This is a genomic window from Aeromonas sp. 97A, from assembly GCF_051919185.1.
GTDB classification, from domain to species: domain Bacteria; phylum Pseudomonadota; class Gammaproteobacteria; order Enterobacterales; family Aeromonadaceae; genus Aeromonas; species Aeromonas veronii.
In genome coordinates this window covers 1,988,661-2,011,918 of record NZ_JBQBFF010000001.1, presented here as the reverse complement: position 1 = coordinate 2,011,918, position 23,258 = coordinate 1,988,661, and the positions used below count along the sequence as shown (strand labels likewise).

The following is a 23,258-nucleotide window of genomic DNA, read 5'->3' as shown; positions in this document are numbered from 1 at the left end:
ATGTAAAGAAGTGGAGGGTAAAATTCGGGGCGTATTCTAACAGTGGCGGTGAAAAACCAGAAAGGAAATCGTTTGCGCGTTTTTGCGCGGAAATGCTCTACAAGCGGCGGCTTTTGTTGTATGATTCCGCGATTTTTTTTGCGGCAGGTTAGAGGAGATAATAATGAAAGTCGTTGAAGTCAAACACCCCCTGGTCAAACACAAGATCGGTCTGATGCGTGAAGGCGATATCAGCACCAAGCGTTTCCGTGAACTGGCCAAAGAAGTGGGCAGTTTGTTGACCTATGAAGCGACCTCTGACTTCGAAACCGAGAAGGTTATCATCGATGGCTGGAATGGGCCAGTAGAAGTTGACCAGATCAAAGGCAAGAAGGTAACCGTCGTACCCATCCTGCGTGCCGGCCTTGGCATGATGGATGGCGTGCTGGAGCACATGCCGAGTGCCCGCGTCAGCGTGGTCGGTATCTACCGCGATGAAGAGACCCTGCAACCGGTTCCCTATTTCGAGAAGATCGTCAGCAACATCGAAGAGCGTCTGGCGCTGGTCATCGATCCGATGCTGGCCACCGGTGGTTCCATGATCGCTACCATCGATCTGCTGAAGAAGAAAGGCTGCCAATCCATCAAGGTGCTGGTACTGGTTGCCGCGCCGGAAGGGATCAAGGCGCTGGAAGCCGCTCACCCCGACGTAGAGCTCTACTGCGCTTCTGTCGACCAGGGGCTGAACGAGAAAGGCTACATCGTGCCGGGTCTGGGCGATGCAGGCGACAAGATCTTCGGTACCAAATAAGTTTATGCCTTGACCTGCTTCCCATATGGAAGGGGTGATCGGAGCCGGCGCATCGCCGGCTCTGCTGTTTGTGGCCGCTTGTGCCAGCCTTGCCGCAGGACGCGCCTTGCCGCTACCATAAGCACACTCTCCCATTTCGAGACTCTGTTCATGTTCAAACGTGTTGTGACCGCCCTCTGCTGCGGCTTGTCATTCATGGCCTCGGCCGCTCAGGTGACCGACCTCTATCAGGGCAAGGCCCCGACCAGTGGTGACATGGTGGCCGCTCAGGGGCAGGCACTGGGTCAGGTGCTGATCAAGGTGACCGGCAAGCGCGACATCCTCACCCAGCCGGTGGTGGTCAAGGCGCTGGCGGCGCCGGGCGACTATATCAAAAGCTATGGCTATCAGGATCAGGACTCCGTCAAGTATCTGAAAGCCGAGTTCAAGAGTGACAAGGTCAACAGCCTGGTCTCCGAGAGCCAGTTTGCCCTGCTTGGCCCGGCGCGTCCCCAAATGGCCATCTGGCTGGTGGTGGATCAGGGTGAGCGTCGCTTGCTGGCGGATCAATCCAGCGATGGTTGGGCGCAAGCCTTGCGCGAGCAGGCCCAGACGCTGGGGCTACCCATCAGCATTCCGCTGATGGATCTCGATGACAACATGGCTGTCAGTGCCACCGACGTCTGGGGACGCTTTGCCGACCCGATTTTGCAGGCAAGCCAGCGCTATGGCGCCGAGATGGTGGTGTTGGGCAAGCTGACTCCTGAAGGTGACAAGTGGAGCATCGATTGGGGACTCTACGGCCCCAAAGCGGCCGGTGAAGTGGCCGAGCTGACCCGTGGCAATAACACCGGCACTCAGGCCGAAGTGGCGCAAGGGTTTGCCGATACCTTGGCGGCCTGGCTAGTGAAAAACTACGGTGCCCGCATTTCTGGTCCGGCAACCAGCCAGACCCTGGTGGTAGATGGCCTCTCCGAAGTGGACAGCATGATCGCCGTGCAGAAGATGCTGCAGGGGATGGCCAACGTCAGCAAGGTCGAGATCGGCAAGCTGGAGGGCAATCAGGTCACCTTCAATTTCACCCTGCAGGGGGATCAGAGCGAGTTGGTGCGCGCCCTGCAGCTGGAGAGCCGCTTGCACAAGGTTGACGATAATGGCAGCAATCTGCGTTACCAATGGTCGCAGCCCTGATTTCACAAGGCTTTTGTCTACCGCCCGGCTTGTCCGGGCGGTTCTCTATCTGCCATTGCGATGGTACACTTAGCCACAAATATCACAGTCAAAGCCCAACGAGTGAAGCAACCGGCCCAACTGTCCCTAGCCGTACAACTACCGGATGATGAAACCTTCGTCAGTTTTTATCCCGGCACCAATGCTCATCTGATCACCGCCCTCAAGAATGCGGCCATCGGTCAGGGGTCGCCTTTCCTCTATTTCTGGGGAGCCAAGGGCTCCGGGCGCTCCCACCTGCTCCATGCCACCTGTGCCGAGGTCAATGCCCGCGATGCAGCGGCGGCCTATCTCTCCCTCGATCAGTTTGAACAGCTCGACCCCAGCATGCTTGATGCCCTCGAAAGTCTGCCGCTGGTCTGCCTCGACAGCATTGAGGCCATCGCCGGCAATGCTGTTTGGGAGCGGGCGCTGTTTGATTTTTACAATCGCTGGCAGGAGAAAGGGGAAGGGACGCTGATCGTCACCGGTTGCAGCGCGCCGCGCAAGCTGGGGCTGCAGCTGCCGGATCTCGCCTCGCGACTTGACTGGGGGGTGAGTTTCCATCTCGAAGAGCTGGATGATGAAGGCAAGCTCAGTGCCCTGCAGCTGCGAGCCGAGCTGCGGGGCTTCAAACTGCCCATCGATGTGGGCCGCTTCCTGCTCAACCGTCTCTCGCGCGATATGCGCACTCTGCTTACCACTCTCAATCAGCTCGACAACGCCTCATTTCGCGCCAAGCGCAAGCTGACCATTCCCTTTGTCAAAGAGATCCTCGAGCTCTGATCCTCTCGGCGGTGTGCGGTTGTGCACCTGACTTTCGTTTGAGTGGCAGATAAAAAGAAACCCCAGCTTCAGGCTGGGGTTTTGCTATCTCAAGGACTATCTCAAGGGACTAGGCCTATCAGTGGAACTGATCTTCTTCGGTCGAACCGGTCAGCGCAGTGACCGAGGATTGGCCGCCTTGGATCACGGTAGTCACCTTGTCGAAGTAACCGGTACCGACCTCCTGCTGGTGGGCCACGAAGGTGTAGCCACGGCTGGCGGCGGCAAATTCCGGCTCCTGCACCATCTCGACGTAGTGCTTCATCCCTTCGCCACGGGCGTACTGGTAAGCCAGTTCGTACATGTGGAACCACATGTTGTGGATACCCGCGAGGGTGATGAACTGGTACTTGTAGCCCATGTCGGACAGCTCCTGCTGGAAGCGGGCGATGGTGGCATCGTCCAGATTTTTCTTCCAGTTGAAGCTCGGTGAGCAGTTGTAGGCCAGGATGCGATCCGGGAACTTGGCCTTGATCGCTTCGGCAAATTTACGCGCTTCGTCCAGATCCGGCTTGGCTGTTTCACACCACACCATGTCGGCGTAGGGGGCGTAAGCCAGACCGCGAGCGATGGCCTGATCGATACCGGCACGAACCTTGTAGAACCCTTCGGCTGTGCGCTCGCCAGTCAGGAAGTCTGCATCGTACGGGTCGGCGTCGGTGGTCAGCAGGTCAGCAGCGTTGGCGTCGGTACGGGCTATCACCAGGGTGGTGGTGCCGCACACATCGGCTGCCAGACGGGCGGCAACCAGCTTCTGCACCGCTTCCTGAGTCGGTACCAGCACCTTGCCGCCCATATGGCCGCACTTCTTGACTGATGCCAGCTGATCTTCGAAATGCACGCCAGCGGCACCTGCTTCAATCATCCCTTTCATCAGTTCGAAGGCGTTCAGCACGCCGCCGAAGCCAGCTTCCGCATCGGCCACGATGGGCAGGAAGTAGTCGATAAAGCCCTCATCCTGCGGTCCGACCTTGTTGGCCCACTGGATCTGGTCGGCACGGGCGAAGGAGTTGTTAATGCGCTCCACCACGGACGGTACGGAGTTGGCCGGGTAGAGGGACTGATCCGGATACATGGTGGAGGACAAGTTGTTGTCCGCCGCCACCTGCCAGCCGGAGAGGTAGATCGCCTCGATCCCCGCCTTGGCCTGCTGCACCGCCTGACCACCGGTCAGGGCACCGAGGCAGTTGACGTAGCCTTTCTTGGCGTCGCCGTGGATCAGACCCCACAGCTTGTCGGCACCGCGCTGGGCCAGGGTGTGCACCGGCTGCAAGCTGCCGCGCAGGTTTACCACATCTTCGGCGCTGTAGCCGCGCTTGATCCCTTTCCAGCGGGGGTTTTCCGCCCAGTCTTTCTCGATAGCCTGGATCTGTTGCTCACGGGTCAGTGCCATATCAGTTCCCTCTTTCATTGATTTCACGTTTCCATTGACTTGTTATTGGCGAGCCCCGCCCGGGGCCCGGAGTTCAGAGCCGCTCGTAACCGGGCAGCGTCAGAAAATCGATCAGGGTATCGGCGCAGGTGATCTCTTCCATCAGCTCGCTGGCCTCGGCAAAGCGACCCGATTGCCAGCGGGCGGCGCCCACCTCGGCTTTGACCACCTCCAGCTCCTCGGCCAGCATCTGGCGGAACAGCTCTTTGGTCACTACCTTGCCATTAGACAGGCTCTTGCCGTGGCGGATCCACTGCCAGATGGAGGTACGGGAGATCTCGGCGGTGGCGGCATCTTCCATCAGACCGTAGATGGGCACGCAGCCGTTGCCATTGATCCAGGCCTCCAGATATTGCAGGGCAACCCGGATATTGGTGCGCATCCCTGCCTCGGTGCGCTCGCCCTCACAGGGTGCCAGCAGGTCGGCGGCGGTGATGGGGGCATCCTGCTCGCGCAGCACGCCGATCTGGTTCTTGGCACCAGCCGCAATGGTGGCGTTGAACACCGCCATGGCGGTGTCGGCAAGGCCGGGGTGGGCGACCCAGGTACCGTCGTGGCCGTTGTTGGCTTCGCGCTCCTTGTCGGCCTTGACCTTGGCGAAGACCTGCTCGTTGGCGGCAGCGTCCTTGGCCGGAATAAAGGCGGCCATGCCACCCATCGCCAGCGCACCGCGCTTGTGACAGGTCTTGATCAGCAGCCGCGAGTAGGCGGAGAGGAACGGCTTGTCCATGGTCACCACCTGACGATCAGGCAGTACCCGATCCGGATGGTTCTTCAAGGTTTTGATATAGCTGAAGATGTAGTCCCAGCGACCGCAGTTCAGCGCAACGATGTGATCCTTCATCTGATAGAGCAGCTCATCCATCTCGAATACGGCTGGCAGGGTTTCAATCAGCACGGTGGCCTTAATGGTGCCACGGGGCAGACCGAACTTGTCCTCGGTCCAGGCGAATACTTCGCTCCACCAGCGCCCTTCCAGATGGCTCTGCAACTTGGGCACGTAGAAGTAGGGGCCCGAGCCTTTGGCCAGCAGCGCCTGATAGTTGTGCAGGAAGTAGAGGGCAAAATCGAACAGGCCTCCGGGGATGGGCTCGCCATCGAAGGTGACATGTTTTTCCGGCAGGTGCAGACCGCGCACCCGGCAGATGAGCACCGCCGGATTGGGGGTCAGGGTGTAGGCCTTTCCTTCCGGGCTGGTGTAAGAGATGGTGCCGTTGACCGCATCTCGCAGGTTGATTTGGCCCTCGATCACCTTATTCCAGGCGGGAGCCAGTGAGTCCTCGAAGTCCGCCATGAACACCTTGACGTTGGCGTTGAGGGCGTTGATCACCATCTTGCGCTCGACCGGGCCGGTGATCTCCACACGGCGGTCTTGCAGGTCGGCGGGAATGCCGCGAATGGTCCAGTCACCTTCACGGATGTGGGCGGTTTCCGGCAGGAAGTCCGGCAGCTCGCCGCCATCGATACGGGCCTGACGTGCCACACGTTGTTTCAGCAATTCCCCTCTTTGGGGAGCAAAACGTTCCACCAGTTCGGAGACCAGAGCCACCGCGTCCGGCGTCAGAATTTGCGCGTATTCGGGTTGCATCTCGCCCTGGATGCGAAGGCGGGCGCTGCAGTGGGTCTGAGCCGGTGCCGACATAAGGTTCACTCCTTTGAGAATTACATTTTGAACTTACTAACTACGACTAAAGTCGAATCCCTGTTCCTGAAACGTTCCCGCAACAACGGGATAACACGATTGATAAGGTGCGAAATATTGTTGAGTACGTCAACAGTTTTTTTTAAACACTTGTTTTTTGGATATGGTTAAGTTGATGTTTTTTATTACTTTATTGGGTTGGTATAAAAGCTCTACGCAGATGGTTATGCTCCTGCTTTTTCCCATCGGACAACGGCTAATTTGGGCCGTTACCCTGCCCCTCATTTTGTAACTTATTACGTAATAAAATTACAAATGCAAAAACAAATCCCGACCTAACTCCAGGCTTTGCCAAAACAGCCGTATAAATTGCGTTTGAATGTGGCAATGAATGTTTTGCTATTGCTAGACCTATTTGGTGAACGTGCGTTTTAAACTTGATGTGGTGACGCAGGCTCTGTTGGCACCAGCGGTTGCAACGATGGAAAGTGAAGCGCAATAACGTAGGTTTGTATCAATTGTCGGGGGGGATGCCGGGGAGGGAAGAGGGAGACGCATCAGTCAATAATACTGCCATCCTTGATATAATTAGCAGTTTGTCGTTTTTTGCAGATTTCTCGCCAAGGGTGTGAAACTGAGTGTGTTGAACAGGCGATGCCCCAGTGATTGAGCGGCCATCTGGCCGGGCTCAATAGTCATCATCCGGTTCGGCAAGATCGATCACATCCAGCTGGATGACCTGTTCATTTTCGCTTTCGGTGTGGCAAGGGGTGTCGTGAGGAACGGAATAAAGCGTAATGGCGGGTGCGAAATCGGTGTTCTGGTTCATGCCTGGTCCTGTGTTGCACGCAAGCCGGACAGTGATCCCTTCACTCGTGTTTCCACCTCCCTGTGTTGTCTACCGGCGGAAAGTTGCGCATCTTAATGAGTTCGGCAAAAAGATTCAAGTGGTTCTGAGTATTTTTTGTTCTTGGTAGGCTGGCGTTGTCAGGAGGATAAATCGGAGGCAAAAAAATAGCCCAGTCGTTTGACTGGGCTATTCTGGGGAAAATGGTCGGTGTGAGAGGATTCGAACCTCCGACCCTCTACACCCCATGCAGATGCGCTACCTGGCTGCGCTACACACCGACGGAGTCAGACTCGGCTGACGGGGAGGAAGTCTAATAGCATGGCCAAACGGGTGCAACTCCTTTTTTATCATAGAGATGCCGATTGCTTCTTTATTGCTCAGTCGGGATGCGGCTTGGGTCTGACGTGCAGATTTGGCATAATCGCCGCCCTGTCACTGCGAGCTATCATGCCTGCTATCTATGGAATCATCTGACAGGTATGGATAGCTGGAATGCAAAAAGCACAATTGAACAATATAAAGAGGGGATGGGCGTGAAACCATCAGAGGTCCCAGAAATACCGAGTCAAACCGAGCAGGACGAACAGTGGATGCGCCATGCCATGGCATTGGCCGCCCGGGCCGAAGGGATTGGCGAGATCCCGGTCGGTGCCGTACTGGTGCTTGATGGTCAGGTGGTGGGCGAGGGGTGGAACCGCTCCATCAGTGAACACGATGCCTGTGCCCATGCCGAGGTGATGGCAATCCGGGCTGCGGGCAAGCAGCTGGCGAACTACCGCCTGCTCGACACCACTCTTTATGTGACGCTGGAGCCCTGCTGTATGTGTGCTGGTGCGCTGATCCATAGCCGGGTCAAGCGGGTGGTTTACGGCGCCCGAGATCTCAAGACCGGTGCCGCGGGGTCGGTGTTCGAGATCTTGCAGGACCCGCGCCACAATCATAGCGTCGAGCTGACCGGCGGCGTGCTGGCCGATGCCTGCTCGGCTCAGTTGTCGGCCTTCTTCAAGCGCCGCCGCGCCGAGAAAAAGGCAGCCAAACTGGCGCTGCAACAATCAAACGATACCCTTTCCTGAATCATTCGGGGGCAGCGCAGGCTGCCCTTGCTGATCACCAGCATAAATATCCCTTTATAAACAATATATTGCGCTCACCCGCCTTCGAAAGGATCCCCGCCCATTCTTCCGTTAACAACCTCAGTTAAAGCGTTCTCGATGTAACAAAACTGTCATGCAACCGCCATATAATGCCGCGAAGCCTAGCTTACATTGAGGTCTTGCATGTCATCGGAATCGTTAAACCTGGTCATGGCGGGCAGTAGAAAACGCCGGATCAAGGATAAATTGGCCAAATATGGCGTCACCACAGGCGGAGCCCTGGTACTGGTGGCGCTGCTGCTTATCTTCTTTTATCTGCTCTATGTGGTGAAACCCATCTTCAATGGCGCCTCCATGGAGCCGACAGCCTCGTTTACCCTGCCCGTCGCAGGGAAGACCGCCTGGCTCGGCGTGGAAGAGCAGAACGAGATCGGCTATCGCTTCAGCGATAAAGGGCAGGTCAACTTCTTTGCGGTGCAGGGAGATGACAAGATCAAGGTCGGCCAGTCACTGGGTCAGGCTCAGGTTGCTGGTGACATCACCACGGTAGCGACCCCGGCACCGGGCCAGCGGCTGATCGCTTACGGCTTTGCCGATGGCAAGGCGCAGGTCGTCCAGCCAGCGTTCAAGGTCTCCTATCCCAACGATGTGCGGGTGATTGAACCCAGCCTGCAATATCCCTTCGGCGAAGAGCCTGTGGTGATCGACCCGCAAGGGAAGGCACTGCAACTGATGGTGTTCGAAGCCACCAAGGACAAGATGGCGACCGCCGCCGTGACCGAAGATGGTCGTGGCGTGATGACGGTGATGAGCGGTGAGGAGAACTTCATCTCCGGGGAGATTGAGTGGAGCAGTGAAAACTACACGATTCCCTCCCTGCCGCGCCATGTGGATCAGATGTTGCTGACCCCCAATCTGCGGATCCTGTTCGTGCGCGAGGGTAATCGCCTCTCCGTCTATGACATTCATAACCTGAGCGAAATCTCCCTGCGCAACGTGTTGGAGATCAATGCCCCCAACGCCAATGTGACCCGGGTTCAGCTGCTCTCCGGCGCCTCTTCACTGCTGGTGGGTAATGACAACGGCGTGATTTCCCAGTGGTTCGAAGTGGCGAAGGATGGCAAACGCCAGTTCACCCAAATTCGTGACTTCAAGGGTGATGGCGCGGTAGATCTGCTGACTCCCGAGCACTTTCGCAAAGGCTTCATCAGTGCCGACAAGGACGGCATCATCAGCTTCTTCCACGCCACCGGCGAGACCAAGCTGCTGACCGAGACGGTGGAAGGGGGTGAACTCTCTGCCCTGGCCATCTCCCCCCGTCACAACCTGTTGCTGATGCAGCAAGGGAATACCTTCAAGCTCTTCTCGGTGGAGAACGAACACCCCGAAGTGACCTGGTCTGCCCTCTGGCAACAGGTGTGGTATGAAGGGTATCCGGAGCCCCAGTATGTGTGGCAATCCACCTCCGCCAGCAACGACTTTGAAGCCAAGCTGAGTTTGGTGCCGCTGGTATTCGGTACGCTGAAAGCCTCTTTCTACGCCATGGTGTTTGCTGTGCCGCTCGGCGTGGCTGGTGCCATCTATACCGCCTACTTCATGTCGGCGGGGCTGCGCAAATACGTCAAGCCGACGGTCGAGATCATGGCGGCGCTGCCGACCGTTATCCTGGGCTTCCTGGCGGGTCTGTGGCTGGCGCCCATCATCGAGGGTGCGTTGCCCGGGGTGATCCTGCTGCTGGTATTGCTGCCGATGGGGATGCTGCTGACTGCACTGCTCTGGAACTATCTGCCGGAGCGCGGCAAGTCCTTGCTGCCGGAGGGGTGGCACGCCATCCTGCTGATCCCGGTGCTGCTGCTGATTGGCTGGGGGGCCTTCGCCCTGAGCCCGCTCATCGAGAATGCCTTTATGCACGGCGATTCGCGCATCTGGCTGACTCACGAAATGGGCATCAAGTTTGACCAGCGTAACTCGCTGGTGGTCGGTATCGCCATGGGCTTTGCGGTCATCCCCACCATCTTCTCCATCGCTGAAGATGCCGTCTTCTCTGTGCCCAAGCACCTGACCCAGGGCTCGCTGGCACTGGGGGCCACCCCGTGGCAGACCCTGAGCCGGGTGGTGATCCTCACCGCGAGCCCGGGCATCTTCTCTGCGGTGATGATGGGTCTTGGCCGCGCCGTGGGCGAGACCATGATCGTGCTGATGGCTACCGGCAACACCCCCATCATGGACTTCTCCATGTTCCAGGGGCTGCGCACCCTCGCCGCCAACATCGCGGTGGAGATGCCGGAATCGGAAGTGGGCAGCTCCCACTATCGGGTACTGTTCCTCGCGGCCTTCGTCCTGTTTGTGTTCACCTTTTTGTTCAACACCCTGGCCGAGTTTGTCCGTCAGCGGTTGCGTGAAAAATACAGCTCGATGTAAGGGGCGACTCTGTAATGGACAAGGAATCGACAATGGGTAAGTGGTTTAAATCAGGGGCCCCCTGGATCTGGATGACCGGCGGTGCCGTCAGCCTGAGTCTGGTGGCGGTACTGGGTCTGCTGCTGCTGATCGGCTGGCGTGGTCTGGTCTACTTCTGGCCGCACCCCATCTATGAGTGGCAGCTGGAAGATGCCAGCGGCAACAAGAGCGTACTGATCGGCGAAATCAACGATCGTGAGCAGGTACCGGTGGAGCGACTGCGCGCTGCAGGTCTGGCGCTGGAAGGGGAAGAGCGCGAGCTGCTGACCCGCTATCTGGTCAAGACCGGCAACCGCGAGTTCGTTGACCTCGATTTTCGCTGGGTGCTGGAGACGGACATCAAGTCCCAGAGCCAGCCGGCTGAGCTGGCCATGGTTGAGCGTGCCACCAACGGCAACTTCTATGGCTATATCGTCGGGGTGAAAGAGGATGGCCGCGAGCTCACCTCTGATCTGCATCCTGCCCTGCAGCGGGTGCTGGCGCGAGCCAATGCCCTCTCCGAACAGGCCAACGATCTGCAAAAAGGGGACATCGGCAGCATCAACTATCAACTGGAGCGGCTGCGCCTGAAAGAGCGCAAGGCCGAGCTGGACGACAAGCTGACCGATCAGCTCAAAGCCGAACTGGCCAGCGAGCGTCAGGCCCTCAACGATCGCTATCAGGTGCTGGAAAAAGAGCTCTTCTCACTGCGTAGCCAAGCGGACCGTGACGCCATCACCGTCAAGGATATGCGTGGCGAGCTGGTGACCATGCCGATGTCCAAGGTACTGGACGTGGTATGGCCCAACGACATGAGCCTGCTGGCCAAGGTGGGTCACTGGTTCCACCAGATCGGCAAGTTCGTCTCTGACGATCCCCGTGAAGCCAACACCGAGGGCGGGGTGTTCCCGGCCATCTTCGGCACTGTGTTCATGGTGTTCCTGATGGCGATCATCGTGACCCCGCTGGGGGTGGTAGCGGCAGTCTACCTGCACGAATATGCGGGCAAGAACAGCCTGACCAAGATCATCCGCATTGCGGTGATCAACCTGGCGGGCGTGCCATCCATCGTTTACGGCGTGTTTGGTCTGGGCTTCTTCGTCTACACACTCGGCGGTTCGTTAGACCAGCTGTTCTACCCGGAAGCGCTGCCGAGCCCGACCTTTGGCTCACCCGGTGTGATCTGGTCGGCGCTGACCCTGGCCATCCTGACCCTGCCGGTGGTGATCGTCTCCACCGAAGAGGGGCTGGCGCGGATCCCGAGCACCATCCGTCAGGGCTCGCTGGCACTGGGCGCCACCCAGGCCGAGACCCTGTGGCGCATCGTGCTGCCGATGGCGAGCCCGGCCATCATGACCGGCCTTATTCTGGCGATTGCCCGTGCAGCCGGTGAAGTGGCGCCGCTGATGCTGGTGGGGGTGGTAAAACTGGCACCGACCCTGCCGATGGATGGCAACTTCCCGTATCTGCATGTGGAGCGCAAGTTCATGCACCTGGGCTTCCACATCTATGACGTCGGCTTCCAGAGCCCCAACGTCGAGGCGGCCCGCCCGCTGGTCTACGCCACCTCCTTCCTGCTGGTGACGGTGATCGTGGGTCTGAACCTGACCGCTATCGGTATTCGTAACCACTTGCGCGAGAAATTCCGGTCGCTGGAGCATTAATCCGGCGCCGCATGAGTGATACAAGAGTGAGATAACAGAGGGGCGGCCGAGCGCGAGTCGCCATCTCTCTGCACCAATACGTGAGGGGCGCCGGCAGCTGTCCGGCCACTCCAGATTGATTTTGAGGTAACAGATGATCAACGTAACGACCACGTCTACCCAGCACACCGCGCTGGACCTGCTCAACCTGACCCCGGAGCAGACCGCGCTGGAGGTGAAGGATCTCAACCTGTACTACGGCAGCAAACAGGCGTTGTTCAACGTCAACATGAAGATCCCCAAAGGGCAGGTGACCGCCTTTATCGGCCCGTCAGGCTGTGGCAAATCGACCCTGCTGCGCTGCATCAACCGGATGAACGATCTGGTGGAGATCTGCCGCATCGAGGGGGAGATCCAGCTGCACGGCCACAACATCTATGACAAGAGCGTCGATGTTTCCGCCCTGCGCCGTCAGGTGGGCATGGTGTTCCAGCGCCCGAACCCGTTCCCCAAGTCCATCTACGAGAACGTGGTCTATGGTCTGCGCCTGCAGGGGATCAACGATCGTCGCACTCTGGATGAAGCGGCCGAGCGCTCCCTGCGCGGTGCGGCCCTGTGGGACGAGGTGAAGGATCGTCTGCACGACAACGCCTTCGGTCTCTCCGGTGGTCAGCAGCAGCGTTTGGTGATTGCCCGTGCCATTGCCATCGAGCCGGAAGTGTTGCTGCTCGATGAACCGACCTCGGCGCTCGACCCCATCTCCACCCTCACCATCGAGGAGCTGATCAACGAGCTCAAGAGCCAGTTCACCGTGGTGATCGTGACCCACAACATGCAACAGGCTGCGCGCGTGTCGGATCAGACCGCCTTCATGTATATGGGCGAGCTTATCGAGTACTCGGATACCAACACCATTTTCACCACCCCGGCCAAGAAAAAGACCGAAGATTACATTACCGGTCGTTACGGCTAAGGAGAGGAGAGGATGAATCTCAGCAAACAGATTGGCAGTCGGTTCAACGGCTAAGGCATAATCGGAGCAATCAAGGATTATTTGTATGGACAATATGAACCTCAATAAACACATCTCCGGTCAGTTCAATGCCGAGCTAGAGAGCGTGCGCAACCAGGTGCTGGTGATGGGCGGTCTGGTGGAGCAGCAGCTCACCGACGCCATCGCGGCGATCCACGATCAGGATCTCGATGCGGCGCGTAAAATCGTGGCTAACGACCACAAGGTCAACGCGATGGAAGTGGCGATCGACGAGGAGTGCACCCGCATCATCGCCAAGCGTCAGCCGACTGCCTCCGACCTGCGACTGGTGATGGCCATCATCAAGACCATCACCGATCTGGAGCGCATTGGCGACGTGGCTGACAAGATCGCCCGCATGCTGACCGACAACGCCAACAAGCCGCAGCCGCCGCTGGTGTCGCTGGAGAACATGGGCCGTCGCACCATCAAGATGTTGCACGATGTGCTCGACGCTTTCGCCCGCATGGATCTGGATGCGGCGCTGGCGGTCTACAAGGAAGATGACAAGGTAGACCGTGAGTACGAGTCCATCATCCGTGAGCTGATGACCTATATGATGGAAGATCCCCGCACCATCCCCCAGGTTCTCAACGTCCTGTGGGCGGCGCGTGCCATCGAGCGGGTCGGCGATCGCTGCCAGCACATCTGCGAGTACATCGTCTACTACGTGAAAGGCAAGGATGTGCGCCACACCAAGGCGGATGATCTGGGCACCTTGCTGGGCAAGGGCTAACCGGAAGTGAATAAAAAGGCGCGTGAAGCGCCTTTTTTGTTGCATAACTGGTCGGAGTAAGATAAAGCCCCCAACTGGCTGTTTTCTGATAGAATACTCCCCCTGTGTGAGTCCCGGATGGGCTCACGGTCCGGTCTCCCGGGCCCAGTTTGCCGTCTTGTGCTAAGGCGGGTGTAGCAATAGGTTAATCATGAGTTTTGCCGATAGTTTGTTCTTTTTAATGCTGCTGGTTGGCGGCAGTGTGTTTCTCCCTCTCCGAGATCTCTCTCGCCGCGTCTCGCAAAATCAAATTGCAGGTGATGGCGGATGAAGGTAATCGCCAGGCCGAAAAGGTGCTGGCCCTGCAGGCCCAACCGGGCAACTTTTTCACCGTGGTGCAGATTGGCCTCAATACCGTCGCCATTCTGGGCGGTATCCTGGGTGAGTCTGCCCTCAACCCCGCCATCAAGGGGATTGTCTCTCAGTTCTACCAGGGCCCCTGGCTTGGCGAGATCAGCTCCGGTGCCTCCTTCGTGTTCGTCACCGGCATGTTTATCCTGATCGCCGATCTGATGCCCAAGCGTCTGGCCATGACCATGCCCGAGCAGATTGCCGTGGTGGTGGTGCGCCCCATGCTCTTCTTCGTCACCGTGTTGATGCCGCTGGTGTGGGTCTTCAACGGATTGGCCAACTCCCTGTTCCGTCTGATGCGCGTCTCCACGGTGCGTAACGACGAGATCACCTCCGACGATATCTATGCGGTGATGGATGCTGGTGCCGAGGCGGGGGTTATCCAGCGCGAGGAGCATCAGCTCATCGAGAACGTGTTCGAGTTGCAGTCCCTTGGTGTCACCTCTGCCATGACGGCCCGCGAGAGCCTCATCTACTTTACCCTGCAAGAGAGTGAAGAGAGCATCAAGGCGAAGATCGCCGAGCATCCCCACAACAAGTTTCTGGTCTGTGACCACAACCTCGACAGCATCAAGGGCTTTGTCGATGCCAAAGAGCTGCTGATCCGCGTTATCGGCGGCCAGAGCATCGACCTGATCGGTGGCAACCTGGTGCAGAACGTCATCATCATCCCCGATACCCTGAACCTCTATGAAGCGATGGAGTACTTCAAAAATCATCGTGGCGACTTTGCCGTGGTGATGAACGAGTACGCGCTGGTGGTGGGGATCGTCACCATGAACGACCTGATGAGCACCGTCATGGGCGAGTGGGCGACCCACGTGGTGGAAGAGCAGATCGTCCAGCGCGACGAGAACTCCTGGCTGGTGGACGGGGTCACCCCCATCTCCGACGTGATGCGCGCCTTCGATATCGAAGAGTTCCCCGAGAACCAGAACTACGAGACCATCGCCGGCTTTATCATGTATATGCTGCGCAAGATCCCCAAGCGCACTGATTCGGTCAAATACGCCGGTTACAAGTTCGAAGTGGTAGATATCGACAGTTACAAGATTGATCAGCTGCTGGTTACCCGGGTCGAACCGGCGGTGGCCGAGAAGCCAGCTCAGGAATCGTAAAAGGAGCGACATAAGAGTCATGAAGATGCAGTCTCATTTCCGTGCGCTGGCCTGTGTCGCGCTCGCCCTGGCACTGGGTGCCTGTAGTCAGAGTGCGCCGCGCAAAGCCACAGTAGCAGCCAAGCCGGTAGCCCCCAAGCCTGCCGTGGTCGTGCCGCAGCCGGATCCCGACGCGGTGGTACAAAGTGGCATGGCCGAGCCGAGCCCGGTCTTTGACGAGCAGTATCACGGCCCGGATCAGGGGTCGCTGGAGTCGGTGACCGCCCTGTTTGCCCGTGGCTACATCGAGTCCGCCATGCGCGAGACCATGCTGGCGGCGGTGCACAACGACTATCCGCTGCTCGGCATGCGGGATGTGCGGTTGACCGATCCGGTCTCCAAATTCCTCACCTCCGAGCATGCGGCCACCACGGCCCATGACTACCTCTATGCGGGTGTGCAACGTCGCCTCGGTCGTCCGCTCAGCCCTGCCCAGTGGGAGCAGATCTGGCGCGGTTTGCCGCAGCAGGGTCGGGTCTCCGACTGGGTCAAACAGATTAAGCGAGTGCTGGCCGGGCGTTAAGTTACCAGCGGATCAAGATTGTGATGAGGCCACCTTCGGGTGGCCTCTTGCATTTCTGCGTTTGCCTCGCCGTTTGCACGCTGATTTCTGCTGATACTGATTGCCGCCCGTGGCGCTTTGCTTTATCTTGTTTTGGCCATCTAAACATCCATATGTTTTTATGGCTGTGTAATAAAAGGGCTTCCCAGGATGAAGCAGGACGATCTGCAGCGATTCGATGTGAAACCGCAGATCAACAAAACAAACAGAAAAATACGCAAATAAACAACGCACATAACTAAGAGACACGACAGATGGAAACCAGGAAATTGTGGGTGCTGGATGGGGGCATGGGGCGCGAGTTGGCACGGCGGGGGGCACCGTTTCGTCAACCCGAGTGGTCGGCGCTGGCCTTGATGGAGGCGCCAGAGACTGTGCGTGACGTGCATCAGGCCTATGTGGCGAGCGGTGCCCGGGTCATCACCACCAACAGCTATGCGCTGGTGCCATTTCATATCGGCGATGAGCGTTTCTTTGCCGACGGTGAGGGGTTGGCGGCGCTGGCCGGGCAACTGGCCCGCGAGGTGGCTGACGAGCAGAAGGGCGCCGTGCAGGTGGCGGGTTCCCTACCTCCGCTGTTTGGCTCCTACCGTGCCGATCTGTTCAAGGCGGACAAGGTGAGCGAGCTGGCTATCCCGCTTATCCGGGCACTATCCCCCCATGTGGATATCTGGCTGGCCGAGACCATGAGCCTCATCGCCGAGCCACTGGCCCTCAAAGCGCTGCTGCCTGATGACGGCAAGCCGTTCTGGGTCTCTTTCACCCTGGAAGATGAGGCGCCGGGCAACGAGCCGCTACTGCGTTCCGGTGAGCGGGTAGCCGATGCTGTGACTGCGCTGGTGGCGGCTGGAGTGGACGCCATCCTGTTCAACTGCTGTCAGCCCGAGGTGATCGAAGGGGCCCTCGAGGTTGCCCGCACCCGATTGCAGACGCTGGGCCGCGCTGACATTCGCCTCGGTGCCTATGCCAACGCCTTCCCGCCGCAACCCAAGGAGGCCACCGCCAACGACGGGCTGGACGAGATCCGCACCGACCTGAGACCGCTGGATTACCTTGGCTGGGCCGAACGCTGGCGTGCGGCCGGGGCGAATCTTATCGGTGGTTGCTGCGGTATCGGCCCCGAGCATATTCAGGCGCTGAGCAGCCGGTTGCGCTAAGGAGTCCCCATGAAAGAGAACAAGATTGGGCTCTGGTCTCTCACCGCGCTGGTGTTCAGCTCCATGGTGGGGGCGGGGATCTTCAGCCTGCCGCAGAACATGGCCGAGGTGGCAGGCGCGCGCGCCGTGCTGATCGGTTGGGGCGTGACCGGGGTGGGCATAGTGGCGCTCGCCATGAGTTTTCTCTATCTGTCGCGGTTAAGGCCGGATCTCGATGGCGGCATCTACAGCTATGCCCGCGCCGGTTTCGGCGATCTGGTGGGCTTCTTCTCCGCCTGGGGTTATTGGCTCTGCGCCACCATCGGCGTGGTGGGTTATCTGGTCATCGCTTTTGCGGCGCTGGGCAGTTTTATCGATACCCCCGAGCAGATCTGGTTTGGTGACGGCAATACCCTGGCGGCGTTTGTCGGCGAGTCCTGCATCCTCTGGGCGGTGCACCTGCTGGTGGCCCGCGGCGTGCAGCAGGCGGCGCTGTTCAATCTGGTGGCGACCCTGGCCAAGAGCCTGCCGCTGCTGCTGTTTATTCTGTTTGCCTGCTACTGGTTCGACCCTGTTACCTTCGCGGCGGATCAGCAGGGCAGCACCCTGGCTGTGCCGGTTTCCGAGCAGGTGCGCAATACCATGCTGATCACTCTCTGGGTCTTCACCGGTATCGAGGGGGCAGCGGTGCTGTCGGCCCGCGCCCGAAACCGGCGGGATGTGGGCACGGCCACCGTGCTTGGGGTGCTATTGGCGCTGCTGCTCTATGTGCTTATCTCGGTTCTGGCGCTGGGGATATTGAGTCGGCCCGAGCTGGCGGCGCTGCCCAACCCCTCCATGGCAGGGCTGATGGCCCAGATGACCGGCTCCTGGGGAAAGCTGCTCATCAGCGTCGGCCTTATCGTCTCGGTGCTTGCCTCCTACGTGAGCTGGACCCTCTTCTCGGCCGAGGTGCCCTTCAGCGCGGCCAGACACGGCGCGTTTCCCGCCACCTTCCGGCGCCAGAACCGCAACGGGACGCCTATCGCATCGCTCTGGCTCACCAGCCTGACGGTGCAAACATGCCTGCTGCTGGTTTGGCTGCTCGGCAAGGGCTACACAAGCCTGCTGCTTATCTCCACCTCGATGATCCTTGTGCCTTACCTGCTGATCGGGCTGTTTCTGCTCAAGCTTTCGTTCAGCAGGAAGGGGAGAGCGGGCAGGGCCGAGGCCTGATGCGGGCGGTGGCACTGGTGTCGAGCGGTTACGGCTTCTGGCTGCTCTATGCCGCCGGGGTGGAGTATCTGCTGCTCTCTTTGCTGCTCTACGGGCCGGGTTTGCTGCTGTTTCTCTACAGCCGTCGTCAGCTGGGCACAGATCTTTGCCTGAGTGGTCGCGAGCGGCTGTTGGCCGGAGTGACCTTGCTGAGCCTGATCCCCGCCGTCTGGTCGTTCGCCCATCTCTGACATCGAAGAGGTGACTGAGCATAAAAGAGAGCGCCACAGTGGCGCTCTCTTGTTATCAGGGACTGGTTATCAGGGGCTTGCTATCCGGGAGTTGCGATTCGGGGCGAAGGCTCAGCGGCTGGCAGGCCCGGCCGGTTTGCCAAACAGCACCGCGAGTTTTTGTCGCCACGGCAGGCCACGGGCGTCACGCAGCATATCGTGCCACTCGTGGAAGGTGAGAGTGAGGGGGTTGAAGCTGTGGATCGGCTTGGTGATGCCAAAGCGACACGGCTCGGCCGGGTCCTCCTCGACAAAGGTGCCGAACAGCCGATCCCAGATGATCAGCACCCCGGCAAAGTTACGGTCTATGTATTTGGCGTTGCTGGCGTGGTGCACCCTGTGGTGGGAGGGGGTGTTGAAGATCCACTCAAGCCAGCCGAGTTTGCCCACCACCTGAGTGTGGACGAAGAACTGGAAACCGAGGCTGAGCAGCACGGTGGCGACCACCGCCTCGGGCGGGAAGCCGATGACAATCATCGGGATCCAGAACAGCCACATGCCGGAGATGGGATACATCAGGCTCTGGCGAAAAGCGGTGGAGAGGTTGAGCCGCTCCGAGCTGTGGTGCACCACGTGGGAGGCCCACAGCCAGCGAACATGGTGGCTGGTGAAGTGGAACAGCCAGTAGCAGAGATCCTGCAACAGGAACAGCAGTAGCACACTCCAGAGATTCAGCTCGATATCGAACAGCCGCCAGCCCCAGAGGGTATCGTAGAGGTAAGCGATGGCGATGGCTGCCAATGCATCGCCCCCCTGATGCATCAGGGCCAGCGCGGCGTTGGCCAGCAGATCTTTCCACTGGTAGGTGGCGGTTGGAAAAGCTGCGCCATGCTTGCGCAGATAGGCCATCTCCCAGCCGATAAAGGCCAGAAAGAGGGGGGATAGGTAGAGCAGGATCAGTTGCACATCCATGAGCAGATATCCATTCAGAGCAATTGCTCTCCAGCATAAAGGATGAAAGCAATATTTCATTAACATTTTCGAGCCTCTTGCCCGATGGCTCTGGTGAGTTTGCAGTGAGGCCGCAATTCAATCCGATGGATGGTGACCGCTGACTATGCTTGATGCAGATTGAGCGTCAGAGGATTGGTTAATGCGTATCTGTGTTTATCTGTTGCTGGGATTCTGCCTGCTGGCACAGGCCAAAACCCGGGTGGAGATAGTGGCGGATGCCAGCTATCCCCCCTACTCCTGGCAGGAGGGCAAAGAGGTGCGGGGGATCTATGCCGATATCATCCGTGAGGTAACCACCGCCATGCCCGACTATGAGGTGGTGCTCAAACCGATGCCATGGCGCCGCGGTCTGAGCATGGTGGAGCAGGGCAGCGCATTTGCCATTTTCCCTCCCTACTATATGCCGGATACTCGCCCCTATATCTGGCCCTACTCCCAGCCGCTGCTTGATGAAGAGCTGGTAGTGATGTGTGGCGCCAGTGTGGCTGCCAATACCCCGCAGGCAAGGTTTCCGCTCGACTATCAAGGTTTGCGCTTTGGCATGAATGCCGGTTTTGCGGTCGCGGCGATGCCTTCTGGCAGGCGGTGAAGGAGAAGAAAATCGATGTGGAGGAGGTGAAGAGCAACCGGGAGAACCTGCTCAAGATTGTGCGGGGGCGGGTGGATTGCACCATCAACGATCGCCTCTCTCTGCTCTATGAACTGCTCGCCATGATCAAGGGGGATCAGCTGGCGGTGACCGATATCTCGTTGCTCAAACAGGGGCCCGTGCTCAGCCGGGAACAGGGTTTTCTCGGTTACAGTCGCAAGGGGGATTTTCCCTACAAGGAGAGCGTTATCGAGCAGTTTGACAAGGGGCTCTATCAGCTCAAAAAGCGCGACGGGATCAAGCCCATCGTCGAGCGCTATTTGGGAAAGTCCCCGCGCTGAGCCGGTAACCGCGGGAGCGGCTTCAGCAGCGAGTAGTGTTGTGTCATCCGAACCGCCAAGAAAAAGAGAGAGGAACCATGGTTCCTCTCTCTTTTTTACTGGCCATTTTAACTGGCTGTGGGTCGGCGTTTACAGCACCTGGCTCAGGAACTGGCGCAGGCGCGGGGAGGGGGGATTGTCGAAAAACGCCGTTGGCTTCTCATCCACCAGCAGTTCGCCGCTCTCCATAAAGAGCACCCGATCCGCCACTTCCCGGGCAAAGCCCATCTCGTGGGTCACCACTACCATGGTCATCCCTTCGCGGGCGAGCCCCTTCATGACGTCCAGTACTTCGCCCACCATCTCGGGGTCGAGCGCGCTGGTGGGTTCGTCGAAGAGCATGATGCGTGGCTGCATGGCGAGCGCCCGGGCGATGGCCACCCGCTGCTGCTGACCACCGGAGAGCTGGGAGGGGTAGCTGCCCGCCTTGGCCGAAAGCCCCACTTTCAGCAACAGGGCCTTGGCGCGATCTTCGGCCTCCTTGCGCGACAGTCCCCGCACTTTTTGCGGGGCGAGGCAGATGTTCTCCAGCACCGTCAGGTGGGGAAAGAGGTTGAAGGACTGGAACACCATGCCCACCTCTTCCCGCAGCTTGTTGACATCGCCCGGCTGGGTGAGGCAGATGCCGTCCACCACGATATCGCCATCGTTGATGGTCTCCAGCTGGTTGAGGGTGCGCAGAAAGGTGGACTTGCCGGAGCCGCTGGGGCCGACGATCACTACCACTTCCCCTTCGGCGACCTCGGTGGTGACGTTTTTCAGGGCATGTACTTCGCTGCCGTAGAACTTCTCTACACCGGTCGCCTTGATGATGGGATCAGTTGCTTTTCGCATATTTCACCTCGAGACGGCGCACCAGAAAGGAGAGGGTACCGGTCAGTACCAGATAGAGCAGCGCCACGGTGAACCACACCTCGAACGGGCTGAAGGTGGAGCTGACCACCTCGCGCCCCGCCTTGGTCAGATCGGTGATGGAGATGACCGACACCAGCGAGGAGTCCTTGATCAGGTTGATGAACTGACCCGCCAGTGGCGGCAGTACCCGCTTGAACGCCTGCGGCAAGATGACGTAGAGCATGGTCTGGGCTGAGGTGAGACCCAGACTGCGGCCTGCCTCCATCTGTCCCTTGTGGATGGAGCTGATGCCGGCGCGGACAATCTCCGCCACATAGGCGCCGGTAAAGACGGCCAGTGCCGCGACCCCGGCAGTGAAGCGATCGAGGTTTAGCACGGTGCCGATAAAGAAGTAGACGATGAAGATCTGCACCAGCAGCGGGGTGCCGCGAATGAGCTCCACATAGGTGACGGCCAGATTGCGCAGGGCCGGGTTGGGGGAGAGTCGGGCCAGCCCGGCCAGGGTGCCGAGCAAAATGGCGAAGATGCCCGCCACCAGCGAGAGCTTGATGGTCATCCAGACGCCCCAGGCGATGGGGCCGGCGGTCCAGCTCAGCTGGATATCGAGGGCATCGCCACGAAAGACGGTATCCCCTTCGCTGACCTGCACACCGCTGGTCGCGATGGGCTGGCGCTGGTTGGGGTCGAGATCGTCTTGCAGGAACAGTTTGCCTTTCTCTGCGGCAGTGGTGCCGGCCACCACGGTGCCGTCAAACTCGGCGTAATTCTTCTGTTCGGCCTGATAGGCGATGTACTGGGGAATGCGTTCCCAGCGCCAGGTGTAGTCAACGGATTGCACCGCCTTGTAGATGCCGAACACGGCCACCAGCAGCATCAGCAAAAAGACGCCGTGCCAGAGCAGCGGGTTGGGCTGTTTTTCCATCTGTCTTGTCGGTTTGGGTGTGTGCACAGTCACAACCTCTTCTCGTTATTGTGTGGGGTGTTGCGAGAGGGGGCGGCAAGGCGCCCCCTTTTGAGGTTATTTGAGCTGACTCAGCCAGGCGTTGGATTCGAACCACTTCTTGTAGAGGCGGTCGTAGCTGCCATCGCCCTTGATTTGGCGCAGGTAGTTGTTGAACCAGTTGAGGGTGTCCTGATCTCCTTTGCGGATGGCCCAGGCCAGCGGCTCGAAGGTGAACGGCTTGTCGAGGTGTACCACGGCGCCCTTGTTCTGGGAGGCGAAGATGGCGTTGTAGGGCAGGTCGTAGACGAAGGCATCGACCTTGCCGTTGATCACTTCCAGCTTGGCGTCATCCTGGGTTTCAAACTGCAGCAGGGTGGCTTTCGGGATGAGGCGCTTGACCGCCTGCTCGCCGGTGGTGCCGAGCTTGACCGCAATCTTGTATTTCGGGTCGTTGAGGTCGGTGAAGGATTTGATCTCGGCTGCCTTGTCCTTGCGCACAACGATGGTCTGGCCGACCACGATGTAGGGATCGGCAAAGTTGACCCGCAGGTTGCGCTGCGGAGTGACGGTCATGCCGCCCATGATGACGTCGAACTTGTTGGTCAGGAGCGCCGGAATGATGCCGTCCCACGCGGTGTTGACGAACTCGACCTTCACGCCCATCTCCTTGGCGACCATCTTGGCGAGATCGACGTCAAAGCCGATGTACTGGCCCTGTTTGTTGGTCATCTCGAAAGGTTGATAGCCGGCGTCGAAGCCAACCCGCAGCACACCGCGCTCCAGCACGGCATCCAGGGTTGAGGTGGGGGTAGTGGCGGGGGCGGCGGTCGCCAGCCCGCAGAAGAGCAGGGTAGAAAGAATCAGTTTTTTGATCATGGGTGACGTCTCTGTCGATGTTGTGTTCGGCCTTGAACCTGATCCCGTGCGACTCCGTGGCACAAGAGACTGCTGCATCCGGCAACAGGCAAGACAGGATGAATGTCTTGGGTCGGGGGAAAGCCCCATATGGGATGCTATGAATCGAAATTGAGCGAAAAATGTACCAAAAACCAATTGTGTCAGAATACTCAATAGGTTAGAGGCACTTTTTGCTCACCGCTTCACTCATAAAATCACACGAAAACAACATATCTATC

The 23,258-nt window shown here is 58.8% G+C and carries 17 protein-coding genes, 1 tRNA gene and 3 pseudogenes; 13 read left to right on the top strand and 8 right to left on the bottom strand.

The genetic code is table 11. From position 1 onward, the window contains the following. Nucleotides 1–163 precede the first annotated feature (163 nt). The 3 genes from upp (at nucleotide 164) to hda (ending at nucleotide 2,764) form a co-directional block, all read left to right on the top strand. On the top strand, nucleotides 164–790 hold the full coding sequence (upp, locus tag ACTG27_RS08920; RefSeq protein ID WP_005334115.1) for a uracil phosphoribosyltransferase: 627 nt from the start codon (nucleotides 164–166) through the stop codon (nucleotides 788–790). Between the two features lie 150 nt (nucleotides 791–940). Further along, nucleotides 941–1,960, top strand: coding sequence for a DUF2066 domain-containing protein (locus ACTG27_RS08915; RefSeq protein WP_421288089.1), 1,020 nt, complete (start codon nucleotides 941–943; stop codon nucleotides 1,958–1,960). A 102-nt stretch (nucleotides 1,961–2,062) separates the two neighbouring features. Beyond that, a complete protein-coding gene (hda, locus tag ACTG27_RS08910) occupies nucleotides 2,063–2,764 on the top strand; it encodes a DnaA inactivator Hda (protein ID WP_033114378.1) in 702 nt (233 codons plus the stop codon). Between the two features lie 118 nt (nucleotides 2,765–2,882). Here the strand turns inward: hda and aceA are convergent, their stop codons facing one another. From aceA to ACTG27_RS08890, 4 genes are all read right to left on the bottom strand, one after another. Further along, complete coding sequence (gene aceA, locus ACTG27_RS08905; RefSeq protein ID WP_005344572.1) at nucleotides 2,883–4,196, bottom strand: isocitrate lyase; 1,314 nt, start codon at nucleotides 4,194–4,196, stop codon at nucleotides 2,883–2,885. Nucleotides 4,197–4,269: 73 nt separating this feature from the next. Next, complete coding sequence (gene aceB, locus ACTG27_RS08900) at nucleotides 4,270–5,877, bottom strand: malate synthase A (protein WP_439979515.1); 1,608 nt, start codon at nucleotides 5,875–5,877, stop codon at nucleotides 4,270–4,272. Between the two features lie 688 nt (nucleotides 5,878–6,565). Next, entirely contained in the window at nucleotides 6,566–6,706 is a 141-nt protein-coding gene (locus ACTG27_RS08895; protein ID WP_005334106.1) for a hypothetical protein, read from the bottom strand. A 222-nt stretch (nucleotides 6,707–6,928) separates the two neighbouring features. After that, nucleotides 6,929–7,005 (bottom strand) — tRNA-Pro (locus ACTG27_RS08890). A 249-nt stretch (nucleotides 7,006–7,254) separates the two neighbouring features. On the opposite strand from ACTG27_RS08890, the gene tadA reads away from it, so the two are divergent. The 9 genes and pseudogenes from tadA to ACTG27_RS08845 all read left to right on the top strand — a co-directional run bounded on the left by tadA (nucleotide 7,255) and on the right by ACTG27_RS08845 (nucleotide 18,362). Continuing rightward, the gene (gene tadA, locus ACTG27_RS08885) at nucleotides 7,255–7,800 is read left to right on the top strand and encodes a tRNA adenosine(34) deaminase TadA (RefSeq protein WP_050498476.1); all 546 of its coding nucleotides are present in this window, start codon (nucleotides 7,255–7,257) and stop codon (nucleotides 7,798–7,800) included. 204 nt (nucleotides 7,801–8,004) lie between these two features. Further along, the gene (locus ACTG27_RS08880) at nucleotides 8,005–10,242 is read left to right on the top strand and encodes an ABC transporter permease subunit (protein WP_439979514.1); all 2,238 of its coding nucleotides are present in this window, start codon (nucleotides 8,005–8,007) and stop codon (nucleotides 10,240–10,242) included. Nucleotides 10,243–10,274: 32 nt separating this feature from the next. After that, a complete protein-coding gene (gene pstA / locus ACTG27_RS08875; protein ID WP_005359546.1) occupies nucleotides 10,275–11,924 on the top strand; it encodes a phosphate ABC transporter permease PstA in 1,650 nt (549 codons plus the stop codon). A 133-nt stretch (nucleotides 11,925–12,057) separates the two neighbouring features. Further along, a complete protein-coding gene (gene pstB, locus ACTG27_RS08870) occupies nucleotides 12,058–12,876 on the top strand; it encodes a phosphate ABC transporter ATP-binding protein PstB (RefSeq protein ID WP_005334102.1) in 819 nt (272 codons plus the stop codon). Nucleotides 12,877–12,961: 85 nt separating this feature from the next. Continuing rightward, the gene (gene phoU, locus ACTG27_RS08865) at nucleotides 12,962–13,672 is read left to right on the top strand and encodes a phosphate signaling complex protein PhoU (protein WP_005334097.1); all 711 of its coding nucleotides are present in this window, start codon (nucleotides 12,962–12,964) and stop codon (nucleotides 13,670–13,672) included. 190 nt (nucleotides 13,673–13,862) lie between these two features. After that, nucleotides 13,863–15,180: pseudogene (locus ACTG27_RS08860) on the top strand (hemolysin family protein). A 19-nt stretch (nucleotides 15,181–15,199) separates the two neighbouring features. After that, nucleotides 15,200–15,742 (top strand): hypothetical protein, encoded by a 543-nt coding sequence (locus tag ACTG27_RS08855; RefSeq protein WP_219594069.1) that lies wholly within the window; start codon nucleotides 15,200–15,202, stop codon nucleotides 15,740–15,742. Between the two features lie 293 nt (nucleotides 15,743–16,035). Beyond that, entirely contained in the window at nucleotides 16,036–16,938 is a 903-nt protein-coding gene (locus ACTG27_RS08850; RefSeq protein WP_139441525.1) for a homocysteine S-methyltransferase family protein, read from the top strand. Between the two features lie 9 nt (nucleotides 16,939–16,947). Beyond that, nucleotides 16,948–18,362: pseudogene (locus tag ACTG27_RS08845) on the top strand (basic amino acid/polyamine antiporter). A gap of 111 nt (nucleotides 18,363–18,473) precedes the next feature. Here ACTG27_RS08845 and ACTG27_RS08840 read toward each other — a convergent pair. Next, a complete protein-coding gene (locus ACTG27_RS08840) occupies nucleotides 18,474–19,313 on the bottom strand; it encodes a sterol desaturase family protein (protein ID WP_439979513.1) in 840 nt (279 codons plus the stop codon). Between the two features lie 181 nt (nucleotides 19,314–19,494). On the opposite strand from ACTG27_RS08840, the pseudogene ACTG27_RS08835 reads away from it, so the two are divergent. Further along, a pseudogene (locus ACTG27_RS08835) lies at nucleotides 19,495–20,285 on the top strand (substrate-binding periplasmic protein). Nucleotides 20,286–20,414: 129 nt separating this feature from the next. Here the strand turns inward: ACTG27_RS08835 and ACTG27_RS08830 are convergent. From ACTG27_RS08830 to ACTG27_RS08820, 3 genes are all read right to left on the bottom strand, one after another. After that, the gene (locus tag ACTG27_RS08830) at nucleotides 20,415–21,158 is read right to left on the bottom strand and encodes an amino acid ABC transporter ATP-binding protein (RefSeq protein WP_252353522.1); all 744 of its coding nucleotides are present in this window, start codon (nucleotides 21,156–21,158) and stop codon (nucleotides 20,415–20,417) included. Further along, nucleotides 21,142–22,101, bottom strand: coding sequence for an amino acid ABC transporter permease (locus ACTG27_RS08825; protein WP_439979512.1), 960 nt, complete (start codon nucleotides 22,099–22,101; stop codon nucleotides 21,142–21,144). The genes ACTG27_RS08830 and ACTG27_RS08825 overlap by 17 nt, the downstream gene beginning before the upstream one ends. A gap of 96 nt (nucleotides 22,102–22,197) precedes the next feature. Continuing rightward, nucleotides 22,198–22,998, bottom strand: coding sequence for a transporter substrate-binding domain-containing protein (locus tag ACTG27_RS08820; RefSeq protein ID WP_041209881.1), 801 nt, complete (start codon nucleotides 22,996–22,998; stop codon nucleotides 22,198–22,200). Nucleotides 22,999–23,258: the final 260 nt, after the last annotated feature.